Origin of the sequence: Rhodococcus sp. PSBB066 (genome assembly GCF_017068255.1) — a bacterium.
Classification (GTDB): domain Bacteria; phylum Actinomycetota; class Actinomycetes; order Mycobacteriales; family Mycobacteriaceae; genus Rhodococcus; species Rhodococcus aetherivorans.
The window spans coordinates 5,423,318-5,437,060 of the sequence record NZ_CP070859.1 but is presented as its reverse complement, the minus strand read 5'-3'; the positions used below and the strand labels follow the sequence as shown (position 1 = coordinate 5,437,060).

Annotated in this window: 14 protein-coding genes; 6 read left to right on the top strand and 8 right to left on the bottom strand. The window is 71.5% G+C overall.

What is annotated here, in order from left to right:
- Window positions 1-7: 7 nt before the first annotated feature.
- The gene (locus tag JYA75_RS24695) at window positions 8-1,189 is read right to left on the bottom strand and encodes an NAD(P)/FAD-dependent oxidoreductase (RefSeq protein ID WP_239010492.1); all 1,182 of its coding nucleotides are present in this window, start codon (window positions 1,187-1,189) and stop codon (window positions 8-10) included.
- 52 nt (window positions 1,190-1,241) lie between these two features.
- Between JYA75_RS24695 and JYA75_RS24690 the strand changes: the two genes are divergently transcribed.
- Entirely contained in the window at window positions 1,242-1,802 is a 561-nt protein-coding gene (locus JYA75_RS24690; protein ID WP_029542097.1) for a PadR family transcriptional regulator, read from the top strand.
- A gap of 27 nt (window positions 1,803-1,829) precedes the next feature.
- On the opposite strand, the gene JYA75_RS24685 is transcribed toward JYA75_RS24690, so the two are convergent.
- From JYA75_RS24685 to JYA75_RS24675, 3 genes are read right to left on the bottom strand one after another with little or no spacing between them, the layout of a single operon-like run.
- Complete coding sequence (locus JYA75_RS24685; protein ID WP_203329482.1) at window positions 1,830-2,987, bottom strand: acyl-CoA dehydrogenase family protein; 1,158 nt, start codon at window positions 2,985-2,987, stop codon at window positions 1,830-1,832.
- A complete protein-coding gene (locus tag JYA75_RS24680; RefSeq protein ID WP_050034779.1) occupies window positions 2,984-3,778 on the bottom strand; it encodes an enoyl-CoA hydratase-related protein in 795 nt (264 codons plus the stop codon). The genes JYA75_RS24685 and JYA75_RS24680 overlap by 4 nt, the downstream gene beginning before the upstream one ends.
- Window positions 3,775-5,289, bottom strand: coding sequence for an acetyl-CoA acetyltransferase (locus JYA75_RS24675; protein WP_203329481.1), 1,515 nt, complete (start codon window positions 5,287-5,289; stop codon window positions 3,775-3,777). The genes JYA75_RS24680 and JYA75_RS24675 overlap by 4 nt, the downstream gene beginning before the upstream one ends.
- A gap of 100 nt (window positions 5,290-5,389) precedes the next feature.
- On the opposite strand from JYA75_RS24675, the gene JYA75_RS24670 reads away from it, so the two are divergent.
- The 4 genes from JYA75_RS24670 to JYA75_RS24655 all read left to right on the top strand — a co-directional run bounded on the left by JYA75_RS24670 (window position 5,390) and on the right by JYA75_RS24655 (window position 8,196).
- Complete coding sequence (locus JYA75_RS24670; RefSeq protein ID WP_029542101.1) at window positions 5,390-6,019, top strand: TetR/AcrR family transcriptional regulator; 630 nt, start codon at window positions 5,390-5,392, stop codon at window positions 6,017-6,019.
- 101 nt (window positions 6,020-6,120) lie between these two features.
- Entirely contained in the window at window positions 6,121-6,600 is a 480-nt protein-coding gene (locus JYA75_RS24665) for a nuclear transport factor 2 family protein (protein ID WP_050034781.1), read from the top strand.
- 28 nt (window positions 6,601-6,628) lie between these two features.
- Window positions 6,629-7,075, top strand: coding sequence for a VOC family protein (locus JYA75_RS24660; RefSeq protein WP_006938929.1), 447 nt, complete (start codon window positions 6,629-6,631; stop codon window positions 7,073-7,075).
- Window positions 7,076-7,158: 83 nt separating this feature from the next.
- Window positions 7,159-8,196 carry an enoyl-CoA hydratase/isomerase family protein gene (locus JYA75_RS24655; protein WP_029542103.1) on the top strand — a complete coding sequence of 346 codons (1,038 nt, stop codon included), beginning with the start codon at window positions 7,159-7,161 and terminating at the stop codon, window positions 8,194-8,196.
- 126 nt (window positions 8,197-8,322) lie between these two features.
- Here the strand turns inward: JYA75_RS24655 and JYA75_RS24650 are convergent, their stop codons facing one another.
- Together JYA75_RS24650 and JYA75_RS24645 are read right to left on the bottom strand one after the other, a co-directional pair.
- The gene (locus tag JYA75_RS24650) at window positions 8,323-8,856 is read right to left on the bottom strand and encodes a hypothetical protein (protein WP_065922878.1); all 534 of its coding nucleotides are present in this window, start codon (window positions 8,854-8,856) and stop codon (window positions 8,323-8,325) included.
- Window positions 8,857-8,941: 85 nt separating this feature from the next.
- The gene (locus tag JYA75_RS24645) at window positions 8,942-10,561 is read right to left on the bottom strand and encodes a peptide chain release factor 3 (RefSeq protein WP_230304614.1); all 1,620 of its coding nucleotides are present in this window, start codon (window positions 10,559-10,561) and stop codon (window positions 8,942-8,944) included.
- A gap of 247 nt (window positions 10,562-10,808) precedes the next feature.
- Between JYA75_RS24645 and JYA75_RS24640 the strand changes: the two genes are divergently transcribed.
- Window positions 10,809-12,443 (top strand): fatty acyl-AMP ligase, encoded by a 1,635-nt coding sequence (locus tag JYA75_RS24640; RefSeq protein ID WP_203329480.1) that lies wholly within the window; start codon window positions 10,809-10,811, stop codon window positions 12,441-12,443.
- 8 nt (window positions 12,444-12,451) lie between these two features.
- Here JYA75_RS24640 and pth read toward each other — a convergent pair whose 3' ends face one another.
- A complete protein-coding gene (gene pth, locus JYA75_RS24635) occupies window positions 12,452-13,024 on the bottom strand; it encodes an aminoacyl-tRNA hydrolase (protein ID WP_006938920.1) in 573 nt (190 codons plus the stop codon).
- Between the two features lie 101 nt (window positions 13,025-13,125).
- A complete protein-coding gene (locus JYA75_RS24630) occupies window positions 13,126-13,731 on the bottom strand; it encodes a 50S ribosomal protein L25/general stress protein Ctc (RefSeq protein ID WP_006938918.1) in 606 nt (201 codons plus the stop codon).
- Window positions 13,732-13,743 lie beyond the last annotated feature (12 nt).

Genomic DNA, 13,743 nt, shown 5'->3' with positions numbered 1-13,743 from the left:
GGATCGGTTACCGGACTGTCTCCGGGACGCGATAGTCGTAGATCCAGCGCTGGTTGTCCCGACGGGACGCAGCGCGCAGGATCACCGGCAGGGCCGCGTCGCGCAGCATCCGGCGGACCGGGCCCACGGACTTGTAGCTGCCGTTGCGCCTGCCCTGCTCCACGATTCGCTCGACCCGGCCGCGGCGCAGGCGCTCGTAGGCCGCGAGCGCGTCGGCGGTGCCGGGGATGTCGCGCAGGCACCGGGCGAGCACGAGGGCGTCCTCGACGGCCATGGATGCACCCTGTCCCGACGACGGCGAGGCGGCGTGCGCCGCGTCGCCGACGAGCACCATACGGTCGGTGCGCCAGGTGGGGACGGTGGGCAGGTCGTAGGTGCTCCATCCGCGGACGATCTCCTCGGTGGCATCGACGATCCGCAGCGCAGGACCGGCGTCGGCGGCGAAGAGGGTGCGCAGTTCGTCGCGCCACCGATCCGGGGTGAGCGCGGCGAGGTCCCCGGGGGCCGGTTCGGTGCGCCGGCCCGGGTTGGCGAACCACCACACGTCACCGTCGGGGTGGGCGAGGTACCCGAAGAAGCACCGCGCGCCGAAGACGAAGTGCGCCGTGCCCGGCTCCACGTCGAGCCGCAGGCCCTTCGCGAACCCGCCGGTGTTGAGGAGGCCGAGGTAGCGGGGCTCGGGGGCGTGGGGGTCGAGGACCGCGCGCGTGCGGGAGTGCAGCCCGTCCGCCCCGATCAGCAGGTGCGCTTCGGCCGACGTGCCGTCGGTGAAGTCGGCCCGCACACCGTCGCCGCAGGGGCGGGCGTCGGCCAGGCGTTTGCCGTATTCGATTCGCACGCCACGACGCAGAGCCTCGTCGCGGAGCACTCGATAGAGGTCGGCGCGCCGGAGGGTGCGGCTTGCCGCGCCGAACGAGGTCACGCCGCCGTTGTCGAACTCGGCCAGCAGTTTCCCGGTGCCACTGCAGATGCGCATCCGGCGGGTCTCCATGCCGAAGCCGGCAAGGTCGAGGTCGAGCAGGTGCAGCGCCTCGAGGCCGTTGGTGGCGACGGTGAGGAACGCGCCCACGCCGTCCGCCATCCGGTCGTGCCCTTCGTAGACGACGGGGTGGAGTCCCGCCTGCTGAAGCGCCATTGCCGTGACCGGTCCGGCGATGCCCGCTCCGATGATCGCTACGGTATTAGTCATACTTACACTATACATAAAATGACCATGACGGATGGGTGGATATGCTCCACCGATGGCCACACCGCGCAGATCGGTCCTCGCCATGGCGTTGTTGTCGATGCTCTCCGAGGAACCCATGCACGCCTACCGGATCCAGCAGCTGATCAAGGAGCGGCACAAGGACGACGTCGTCAACGTCGCGCAGCGCAACAGCGTCTATCAGACACTGGACAGGCTGCTGCGCGACGGCCTGATCGAAGTGCAGGCCACCGAGCGGGCCGAGAACCGCCCCGAGCGCACCACCTACCGGCTCACCGAGCCGGGGCGCATGATCCTGCGGCAATGGCTGACGACGATGCTCGCCGAACCGGCACGCGAATTCCCGGAATTCCCGGCCGCTCTGGCATTTCTGCCCAGTCTCACCCCCGACGAGGCGGCCGCAGCATTGCGGGCGCGCGTCGCGGCGCTCGAGCGGAACCTGGAGGCGCTGGCCGCCGGCCTGGCGGACGCGGCCGCGTTCCTGCCGCGGTTGTTCGTCGTCGAGGACGAGTACCGGCGGGCCGTGCTGGCAGCCGAGCTCGGCTACGTGCGCGCGCTCACCGACGACATCGCCGCGGGCCGCCTGCGCTGGTGAGCGCGCGGGCGACCCGCCCCGAGCCGCCTACAATCCCAGCAGCTTGCTGATGATCTCGTTCATGATCTCGGTGGTGCCGCCGCCGATGCCGAGAACGCGGGCATCGCGGAAGTGGCGTTCGACCTCGCTCTCGCGCATGCAGCCGAGGCCGCCGAAGAGCTGCACCGACTCCATCACCGCGTGGTCGCACACCCGGACGGCGAAGTTCTTCGCCATCGACGTCTCGAGCAGCATCGCCTCGCCGTTCACCCAGCGTTCGGCGACGGAGCGGCAGAAGGTGTGGGCCGCAGCGATCTCGGTTGCCGTCTCCGCGAGCCGGTGGCGCACCACCTGACGGCTCGACAGGGGCCGGCCGAACGTCTCGCGCGAACGGACCCACTCCACCGCCAGGTCGTAGCAACGCCGCGCGGTGGCGACGGCCTGGAACGCGAGCGAGAGCCGCTCGCCCTGGAACTGCTGCGCGATCTGTGCGAACCCGCTGTTCTCCTCGCCGATCAGGTTCGCGACGGGCACCCGCACGTCGTCGTAGAACAGCTCGGCGGTGTCCGAGCACAGCCAGCCCATCTTGTCGAGCTTGCGCGAGACCGTGAATCCCGGTGTGCCGGTGGGCACGACGATCAGCGAGATGCCCCCGGCTCCCGCCGCACCCGTGCGGACGGCGGTGGTGACGAAATCGGCACGCGTGCCGGAGGTGATGTACAGCTTGGCGCCGTTGATCACGTACTCGTCGCCGTCGCGACGGGCGGTGGTCCGGATGCCCGCGACGTCGGAACCCCCGCCCGGCTCGGTGATACCCAGCGAGCCGATCATCCGGCCCTCGAGGGCGGGCCGGGCGAACCGCTCGATCAGGTCCCGGTTCCCGGACGCGACGATGTGCGGGGTGGCGATGCCGTGGCTGAACAACGCGGAGATCAGGCCGGACGAGCCGCCCGCGAGGATGATCTCCTCGAGGATCGCGAGCATGTCGAGCGGGTTGCCGCCGGAACCGCCGTGCTCCTCGGCGACCGAGGCGCCGAGCAGCCCGGCGTCGGCCGCCGTGCGGTGCAGCTCGGGCGGGACGGCGCCCTCGCGCTCCCAGGTGTCGAGGTGCGGGAGGATCTCCCTGCGGGTGAAGTCGGCGGCGAGCCGGCGCAGCGCGGCCCGCTCGGGGGTGTCCCAGGTTTCCCTGTTCAACGTCGTGGTCATCGTCCGCTCCAGACGGGTGTGCGCTTCTCCATGAAGGCCATGACGCCCTCGAGGGTGTCGGCGCTGGTGGTCAGTCGGGCCAGGGCGGCGTCGGTCGCGGCCCACGCCTGTTCCTCGGACGGGACGATGCCGTCGACGATCCCGCGCGCGATCGTCTTGCTCGCCTGCACGGCCAGGGGTGCGCCGGCGGCGACGAGGTCGGCGAGTTCGAGCGCGGTGGTGAGGAGGTCGGTCCGCGGAACGACGCGGTTGACCAGACCCCAGCGCAGCGCGTCGGCCGCGGCCATCGGCTTGCCGGTGAGCACGAGCTCCATCGCGACGGCCCGCGGGAGGGCTTCGACGATCCGGAACACGCCGCCGGCGCCGGCGATGAGGCCGCGGTGGACCTCGGGCAGCCCGAATTCGGCGGTGTCGGCGGCGACGACGAGGTCGCTCGCGAGGGCGAGCTCGGTACCGCCGCCGAGGGCGGTGCCGTTGACCGCCGCGACGATCGGCTTGGTGATGTGGTGCCTGACCACGCCGGCGAAGCCCCAGTGCGCGGTCTCGGGCGGGGTCACCCCACCCGGGCCGGCGGTGCCGAGCGCCTTGAGATCGGCGCCGCCGCAGAACACGCTGTCTCCGGCGCCGGTGAGGACGACGACGCGCACGTCCGGATCCTTGTCGGCGCGTTCCCACGCCTCGCCGAGGCCGGTGTGCACGTCGGCGTCGATGCTGTTGGCGGCCTTGGGCCGGTTGATGGTGACGAGCAACGTGTGGCCGCGCTGCTCGACCAGGACGACGGGCTCGGTCATGCGAGGGTCTCCTCGGGGATGGGGTCGGTCAGGGTGACGGTGAGGGCGCCACCGCGGTCGACGACGTGGACGGTGCGGCCGGCGAGGTCGGGACCGCCGGCGAGCACCGCCGCGCCCGCCGCATCGGTGTAGCCGGAGACCCGGCGGCCGTCGGGGGTGGTGCCCACCAGGAACCCGATCGCCGGGTGGCCGTCGCGACCGTATTCTGCGGTGGCCGTGTGGATCTCGACCTCTCCGGTGTAGTCGGCGGCGAACTCGGGTGCGGTGGCGGTCAGCACGCGGGGCTCGGGGTCGCCGACGTACCCGCGGGTGTGCGGGGCGGCGGCGAGCACGACGGTGTGCTGGTAGGTCAGGTAGCCGCCGTTGCCGTGGACGAGGGCGATCTCGGCGTCGGTGCGCAGCCGGCGCGTGACGGCGACGAACGAGTGCAGCGTGTAGCTGTTGAGCGGTCCGCCGAAGAACGAGTGGCCGCCGGTGACGCTCGGGACGGTCTCGCGGGGCAGGCCGAGGTGCTCGATGAGCAACTTCGGCACCACGGGGAAGCAGCTGTAGGCGTCCACGATATCGAGGTCGGCCGGCCGGAGATCGGTGCGTTCGAGGGTGCGGGCGAGGGCGTCGGCCAGCGCCGCGGACCGGCCGAAGTCGGCGCGGGCGAGGATGTCGGCCGGCTCGGTCGCGCCCGCACCGCCCCACACGTACACGATCCGGTCCTCGGCGACGCCGAGCTCGCGGGCGGTCGCGAGGGAGGTGACGACGACGGCGGCCGCCTGGTCGACGAACGGCATCGCGTTGAGCAGCAGCGGGTACGGGGCGGTGACCATCCGGTTGCGGGGGCCGACGGCGGTGATGTCCTCGTCGGTGCGCAGGTCCGGGTTCCAGGCGGCGGGGTTGCGGCCGGCGATCTCCGAGAACGCGGCGTACAGCTGGGCGGACCAGGCCAGCGACTCGTCGCGGGAGTGACCGAGTTCGTGGCTGAGCCGGGTCTCGAACAGCGGGTAGACGCGCGTGGGTGCGATCATCCCGGCGCGCTGCATGGCGGGGCTGCCGAGGTCGTCGGGGTCGAACGCCGGCGGCCCGCCGGGGTCGGTGGTCCAGCCGAGCGTGGCCGGGTCGGTGCCGGTCTTCGTCGCGGCGGTGACCGAGGCCTGGGACTCGCCGCCGACGAGCAGCGCGACACCCGCGGCGCCGGTGGCGATCTCGTGGGCGATCCGGTCGAGCAGGGCGGCCGGCCAGTGCCCGCCGATGGGGCTGGTGTGGGTGCGGACCGCTGCGGCGCCGAGACGCGCGGCGAGCAGGGCGGGCAGGTCGTCGTACGCCCAGCTCGCGGTCTTGACGGCGTACACGGAGTCGATGCGCTGGGCGAGTCCGTCGGCACCGGAGTCGGCGAGGGCGGCCACGGCGGCCTCGTGGATCAGGTCGAGCGGTTCGCGGGGGTCGGCGGGGGCGCCGGCGCGTCCGGAGCGCAGGTCGCCGACGCCGACGACGACGGGTACCCGGGCAGGGTCGGTCATGGCGGTCCTCGGGGGAGTTGTCCTGGGATCGGTCACCCGCACACTAATACGGACTGATTCAGTCTGTAAATGGGGTGGGGTGTCTGGCACACTGCAGACCGTGACCGAGCCGACCGTCCGTCGCCGGGGCCGACCCCGCGACGCCGACCTCGAGGACCGCGTCTACGACGCGGTGATCGAGGTCTACTCCGAGACCAGCTGGCGCGGCTTCACCATCGACGCGGTCGGCAGGCGCGCCCGGGTGGGCCGGGCGGCGCTGTACCGGCGCTGGGCCACCAAGGACGAGTTGCTCGTGCAGGCCCTCGAGGCGCGCAGCCCGCTGCCGGTGCCGATCGACACCGGATCGTTGCGCTCGGACCTGGTCGAGCTCGTCACCCAGCTGCTGCGCGGCTACCGCACCACGCCCGGCCTGGTGAGCCTGCGCGTCGCGCTCGACGCCCGTGTGCACCCGGACCTGCTGGCCAACCTGACCACCACGCTCAACCGGAGCCGCCTCGTCGCGGCCCGCACCATCGTGCTGCGGGCGGTCGAGCGGGGCGAGCTGCCCCCGGCGGTCTCGGTGACCCTGCTGCTCGAGATGGTCACCGGCGCGGCGCTCAGTCACGTGCTGTTCTCCCTCGCCGACCCGGGATCGGCGGCGGACGACGACGCCTATGCCCGCACGCTCGTCGACGCCGCGATCCGGGCGCTGGTCGCGGAACGGGAACACGATCCAGGTGCCGTGACCTAACTGCAATCGAATTGCCCGGCGAGCCGCCGAAATCGATACCCTCCGAGGGTGATCCCGGCTAGCCTGGCTGACAGGTCTTACCTGTGGTGGGAGGCGCGAGAATGGATCTGCAGGCGATAGGTGAGATCGAGCGGCTGAAGTACCGCTACGCGCGGGCGCTCGACACGAAGTCGTGGATCGAACTGGCCGACACCATGGTTCCCGAGGCCACCGCCGTCTACGGCGAGCACCTGAGTTTCGAGTCGCGCGACGCGTTCCTGAACTTCCTCGAGAACACCCTCGGATCCCACGTCATCACCGAACATCACTGTGGCCATCCCGAGATCGACGTCGAGGGCGACACGGCCACGGGCATCTGGTTCCTGGCCGACACGGTGGTGGTGCCCGAGGACGGGCTGGTGATGCGCGGGTCCGCCTACTACCACGACCGCTACGTGCGCTGCTCCGACGGGCGCTGGCGCATCTCCCATACCGGATACGAAAGAAACTGGGAGACAGTCACATCCGTGTCCGACATGCCCAGCTTCCGGCTCACGTCGAACCGGTGGTCGCTGCTGCAGCAGCCGCCCCGCGCATCCTGAACCACCCGAGAGGAGGGGACCCCGCCCGATGACCGCGACCGACACCGAAGTCTTCCCCCGGGCCGGTGCGCTCCCGTACCTCATCGTGGCGCGCGCCCGCAGCGCCATCGACTGGTACCGGCAGGTGTTCGGCGCGACACTGGCCGCGGACCCCGTGGTGCTGGAGGACGGCCGGATCGGGCACGCCGAGCTGGTCTTTCCGACCGGAATGGTCTACCTCGCGGAGGAGTTCCCCGAGATGGGCCTGGCCGCGCCCGAGGCCGGCGCGACGTCGGTGAGCCTGATGCTGCCGGTCGCCGACACCGACGCCGTTCTCGCGAAGGCCCACGACGCCGGCGGCACCGTCGAGCGCTGGATCGCCGAGAGCCACGGTCACCGCAACGCCACGCTGCTCGATCCGTTCGGGCACCGCTGGCTGCTCATCGGCCCCCCGACCGGTCGCCGGCAGGACGGCACCGCCGGTACCGGACAGTAGGCCGCGGTGCGCCGAGTTCGACACGCGCGCCGCCGGGCTCACACGATCGGCCGTCGGGGGAGCGGCCCGGTAGGCTCCGCCCCGTGACCGACACCTTCATCCGCACCCGCGTCGCCAACGGCATCGGCGAGGTGGTGCTCGACCGGCCGGTGGCGCTCAACGCCCTCGACTCGTCGATGATCCGCGACATGTACGAGGCCCTGCTGGCATGGCGCGACGACCCCGAGATCACCGCGGTGCTGGTCACCAGCGCATCCGACCGGGCGTTCTGCGCGGGCGGCGACATCAAGCCGGTCCGGGACGCCGCCGTGGCCGGCGACACCGCCACGGTGCGGGACTACTTCGCGAACGAGTACCGGCTCGACGAACTGGTCGCCACCTACCCCAAGCCGTATCTCGCGCTCCTCGACGGCGTCACGATGGGCGGCGGGCTGGGCATCTCGGTACACGGCGCGGTGCGCGTCGTGACGGAGAAGGCGATGCTGGCGATGCCGGAGACGGCGATCGGCTTCATCCCCGACGTCGGCGCCAGCCACTTCCTGCCGCGGCTGCGCGGCACCACCGCCCGCTGCGACGCGGTCGGCCTGTATCTGGCGCTGACCGGCGCCCGCGCCGACGCGGGCGACGCCATCGCCGTCGGCCTGGCCACCCACTTCGTTCCCAGTCACCGGATCGAAGCCCTCGCCGACCGGATCCGCGAGGGACACTGGCAGCTGGCGCTCGACGAGTTCGCCGAGGCGGCCCCCGCATCGGCGATCGCCGACCGCTACGCCGACATCGACGCGGTGTTCGGCGACGGCACCGTCGCCGACGCCGTCGAACGGCTCTCCGGCGACCACGACCTCGACGAGCAGTGGGCCGTCACCACCCGCGCGGCGCTGTGCGCGGCGTCCCCGACGAGCCTCTGGGCCACCGCGGAGCTGCTGCGTCGCGGCGCCGAGAGCACCCTGGGCGAGTGCTTCGCGCGGGAACTCGAGGTCGCGGTGCGGATCACCGCCGAGCCCGACTTCGCCGAGGGGGTGCGCGCGGTGCTCGTCGACAAGGACCGCAACCCGTCGTGGTCGCCGCGGGGGATCGGCGAGGTGGACCCGGCCGTCGTCGCGGGGCTGTTCCGGGAGTAGACGCTCGGCCGGCCGCAGTCCCGCGCGGGGAGTGGGGCACGACGAGACGACGCATCCGCGCACGAAATCCTCAGCAGTGCAGTTTGTTTCGTGCGTTGCCGACCGGCGGGGGCGCGGATGCGGGCGTCAGCGTGCGCTGCGCTGCGGCGCGAGCAGGTCGACGACGATCTCCTGGCCGCCCAGCACGGCGCGGATCTCCGGGTTCTCGAACCCGCCCGCGACGAGGTACTCGCCGAGCAGGGTGAGCAGTTCGTCGGTGCCGATCGTCGGGTCGGAGGCGGGGGGCCGCTGCGCGCGGGCGGCGAGTTCGGTGTGCGCCAGTCGCGCCGCGATCCGCACGGATGCCACTCCCATCGAGTTGCGGCGCGACGCGGCGGTCGGCGTGCTGTCCGCGGCGACGCCGTTCGTGCCGGCGACGATCTCGTCGAAGCTCGGCAGCGAGAGCGGATCGGTGCCGTTGCCACCGGCCTCGTCGGCGACGTCGTGGTCCGCCGCGTGGCTTCCCACCGAGTGCGGGGCGGACGCGCCGTTACCGGTCAGGGTTCCCGGCAGGGGATAGACGAAGGTGCCCGCCCGCTTGGGCCCCGGCGACTCGTCCGCCGGGTCGGAACGGCCGCGCAGCGGCGTGCCGTCGGTCGGTGCGGCCGAGTCGTCGTCCATGAACGCTCCTGACATCCGCGAGCTCGGTCGGCTCGACGGCACAGCAAACTACCAGTAACACCAGCCCCACGCACCACGGGCGTCCCTAATCGGCGGTGGCCACCAGCGGCTCGAGGGTGAGCTCGGGAAGTTCCTTCTGGATGTACTGCAGCCGCCACTTGTCGCTCACCAGCGCCAGCAGCACCCCGTCCGAGCGGGTGAAGACCTCGACGCCGCGCTGCCGGTTCAGCTCGTCCGCCGAGGCCGCGTCGGTGCGGCGGGCCAGCGCGTAGCCGAGCGGTTCCATCCGCGGCTCGACGTTGTACTCGGCCTTCATCCGGGCCGCCACCACCTCGAACTGCATGGGACCGACGGCTGCCATCACCGGGGACGCGTCGCCGCGGATGTCGTTGCGCAGGATCTGCACCACGCCTTCGGAGTCGAGTTGATCGACGGCCTTGCGGAACTGCTTGTACTTCGAGGCGCTCTCGGCGCGCAGGATCGAGAAGTGCTCGGGCGCGAACGACGGGATCGGCGGGAACTCCACCTTCCTGTCCACGTACAGGGTGTGCCCGGGCGCGAGAGCCGTGGCGTTGACCAGGCCGACCACGTCGCCGGGGTAGGCGTTCTCGACCGTGGACCGTTCCCGGCCGAACACCGTCAGCGCGTACTTGGTGGCGAACGGCTTGCCCGTCTGCGCGTGCGTGACGACCATGCCGCGCTCGAACACCCCGGACACCACCCGCATGAACGCCAGGCGGTCGCGGTGCGCGGTGTCCATGCCCGCCTGCACCTTGAACACCACGGCGCTGAACGGGTCGTCCACGTTGCGGGAGTTGCCGTTCACGTCGAGCCGGGCGCGCGGCGGCGGCGCCAGCGCGACGAGGGTGTCGAGGATCTGCCGGACACCGAAGTTGAGCATCGCCGACGCGAAGATCACCGGCGAGGTCTGCCCGGCCAGGAACAGCTCCTGGTCGTGGTCCTGCCCGCTGGCCGACAGCAGCTCCGACTCCTCGGCCGCCTCGATCCACGTCTCGCCCTCGCGGTCCTCGGCCTCGCCGGGGGAGAGCCGGTCCTCGGGGGCGATCTTCGCGCCGCCGGCGGTGCGGGTGAACTTGACGTACTCGACCGGTGCGCCGTCCTCGCCGCGGCGCAGCAGGCCGCGGAAGTCGCCGGCGATGCCGACGGGCCAGAACAGGGGGGTGGGGGTCAGGCCGATGCGCTCGTCGATCTCGTCGAGCAGTTCCAGCGGGGTCCGGCCGGGCCGGTCCCACTTGTTGATCACGGTGATGACGGGGATGCCCCGGTGCCGGCACACCTGAAACAGCTTGAGCGTCTGCGGCTCGAGGCCCTTGGCGGCGTCGATGAGCATCACCGCCGCATCCACGGCGGTGAGCACCCGGTAGGTGTCCTCGGAGAAGTCGGAGTGGCCGGGGGTGTCGACGAGGTTGATCACGTTGACGATGTCGTCGCCGGACTCCTCGGAGCGATAGTTGAACTGCAGCGCCGTGGAGCTGACGGAGATGCCGCGGGCCTTCTCCATCTCCATCCAGTCGGACACGGTGGACTTGCGCCCGGCCTTGCCGTGCACCGCACCGGCCTCCGCGATGACCTTCGCATGCAGGGCCAGCGCCTCGGTCAGCGTGGACTTGCCGGCGTCCGGGTGGGAGATCACTGCGAAGGTGCGGCGGCGACCCGCTTCCGCGAGCACTTCCTTCGACGACACGGCGGTGTTGCCGGCGTCGTTGCCGGTGGAAACGGGCGGGGTAGTCAACGCAGGAGAACCTCTCGAAGCGGATGTGCGGCTCGTGGATGCGCGCGGGCGGCTCGCGCATCGCAGACAACTCGTCCATGTTACTCGGCGATTGAATGTCGATTTCCGCCAGATTCGGTCACATTCGCCGAAGAGACTCCCCCTCGGCGCGGATCCGGGGCACCCTGGGCGTGGTCGTATCCGGCGTGAGGAGTGGTTCGTGAGCAGATTCACCGACGAGATGTACGAGACCGCGGCTTGCTCGCCGCATGCTCTGGTCACCGGCGAGCCGGACGCCCCGCGGCGGCAGACATGGGGGCAGATCCACGAGCAGGCCCGGCGCATGGCCGGTGCCCTCGCCGCGGCCGGCATCGGCCACGGCGACGCCGTCGGCATCCTCGCCGGGAATCCGGTGGACATCGCCCCCGCCTGCCAGGCCGTGTGGATGCGCGGTGCCTCGGTGACGATGCTGCACCAGCCCACCCCGCGCACCGATCTGGCCCTGTGGGCCCGCGACACCGAGGTCGTCATCGGCATGATCGGCGCCCGCACCGTGGTGCTCGGCGCCCCCTTCGAGATCGCCGCGCCGCTGCTCGCCGAGCGGGGCATCCCCGTCGTCACGATCGCCGAGATGGACGCCGGCACGCCCGTCGACCCGCTGCCCACCGACGAACAGGACATCGCGCTGCAGCAGCTGACCTCCGGGTCCACGGGATCCCCGAAGGCCGTGCAGATCACGCACGAGAACTTCTACGTCAACGCGTACGCGATGATCGAGCGGATCAAGTTCTCCCTCGACGACGACGTGATGGTCAGCTGGCTGCCGCTGTTCCACGACATGGGGATGGTCGGGTTCCTCAGCGTGCCCATGCAGGTCGGCGCCGAGGTCGTCTCCGTGACCCCGCTCGACTTCCTGCGGTCCCCGCTGCTGTGGGCCGAGCTGATGAGCAAGTACCGCGGAACCGTAACGGCCGCACCGAACTTCGCGTACTCGCTGCTGGCGCGCAAGCTTGCGCAGGCGCCCGACGGCGCGGTCGACCTGTCGTCGGTGCGGTGGATGTGGAACGGTGCCGAGCCGGTCGACCCGGACACCATGGAGGCCCTCGCCGCCGCCGGCGCCCGGTTCGGCCTCGACCCCGCCGCGCTCGCGCCGGTCTACGGCATGGCCGAGACCACCCTCGCGGTCTCGGTGCCGGACCCCGGACGCGGGCAGATCCTCGATCTCGTCGACCCCGACCTGCTCGAGGCCGGCGGGATGGCGGTGCCGTCGAGCCGGTCCAACGCCCGTCGCCTGCCCACTCTCGGCCACCTCGTGCCCGGCCTCGAGGGCCGCGTCGTCGGCCAGGACGGGGAGCTGCTGCCGCCCCGCGGCGTCGGCATCATCCAGTTGCGCGGCAAGGCGGTCACCCACGGCTACCTCACCGTCGACGGTCCGGTGCCCGCGCAGGACTCGCAGGGCTGGTTCGACACCGGCGACGTGGGCTACTTCACCGAGGACGGCCTGATCGTGGTGTGCGGACGCGTCAAGGACGTCATCATCATGGGCGGGCGCAACGTCTATCCCACCGACATCGAACGGGCCGCGTGCAGCGTCGACGGCGTGCGCCCCGGCAACGCCGTCGCGATCCGCCTCGACGCCGGCGACAAACGCGAGTCGTTCGCGGTCGCCGTCGAGACCAACCGGATCGACGATCCGGAGGAGGTGCGCCGCATCGAACACGACGTCGTGCACGCGGTCGTCGCGGAGGTCGGGGTGCGGCCGCGCACCGTCGCGGTGCTCGGGCCGGGCAGCATCCCGAAGACGTCGTCGGGCAAGCTGCGCCGTGGCAGCTCCGTCCACCTGCTGGGCGGCTGACGCCGCGCTCAGTGCAGCCTGTTCTGCGCCTCTTCCAGGCCGACCCGCAGCAACAGCTCCACCGCGTCGGCGGCCTGCTCGCGGATCAGGTCGAGGTCCTTGCGTTCGGTCGAGGAGAACGGCTTGAGCACGTAGTCGGCCGGGTCCATGCGGCCGGGCGGGCGGCCGATCCCGATGCGGGTGCGCAGGTAGTGCTTGGTGCCGAGGGCACTCGAGATCGACCGCAGCCCGTTGTGGCCGTTCTCGCCGCCGCCGAGCTTGAGCCGGATCGTGCCGAAGTCCAGGTCCAGCTCGTCGTGGAGGACGACGACGTCGGCGGGCTCGACGGAGAAGAACCGCGCGAGTCCGGCGACCGGCCCGCCCGAGAGGTTCATGTAGGTGCGTGGCTTGGCGAGGATCACCTGCCGGCCGTCGAGGCGGGCCTGCACGATGTCGGCGTTGCTGCGCTTGTGCGCGCTGAACTTTCCGCCGACGCGGGCGGCGAGCGTGTCGGCCACCATGCAGCCGACGTTGTGGCGGGTCTTCTCGTACTGCGGGCCGGGATTGCCCAGCCCGACGACGAGGGCGGTGCCGTCGCTCACTTGGCGGTGTCCTTCCGTTGCGGCGGGTGTTGTCACGACGGCGGCGCGTCATCCCGTGGGATGACGCGCCGCTCGTCACGTCACGCGGAGCCGGTGGGGGCTCAGGCCTCCTCGGCCTCGGCGGCCTCGCCCTCCGCGGTCTCGCCCTCCATCGCGGCGGCGGTCGGTGCGGCGACCACGTTCACCAGCAGCAGCTCCGGGTCGCCCTGCAGGGTCGCACCGGCGGGCAGCTGCACGTTGTTCGCGAGGATCTGGGTACCGGCCTCGACACCCTCGATGGACACCTCGACCTGCTCGGGCAGGTTCAGGGCGTCGGCCTCGAGCTGGACGGTGCTGACCTCGTTGACGACCAGGGTGCCGGAGGCGGCCTCGCCGGTGACCACGAGCGGGACCTCGACGGTGACCTTCTCGCCCTTCTTCACGACGAGCAGATCGGCATGCTCGATGTAGTTGCGGATCGGGTGCACGACGACCGACTTGGTCAGCGCCAGCTCCTCGCCGCCGTCGACCTCGAGGGTCAGCAGGGCGTTGGTGCCGTGGGCGCGCAGCACGGCCGCGAATTCACGGGCCGGGAGGGCGAGGTGCTTGGGGTCCGTGCCGTGGCCGTACAGAACGGCGGGGACCTGACCGTCGCGGCGGGCGCGGCGGGCGGCACCCTTGCCGAACTCGGTACGGACGGCGGCTACGAGACGGTTTTCGTCGGACATGCTGAAAGGCTC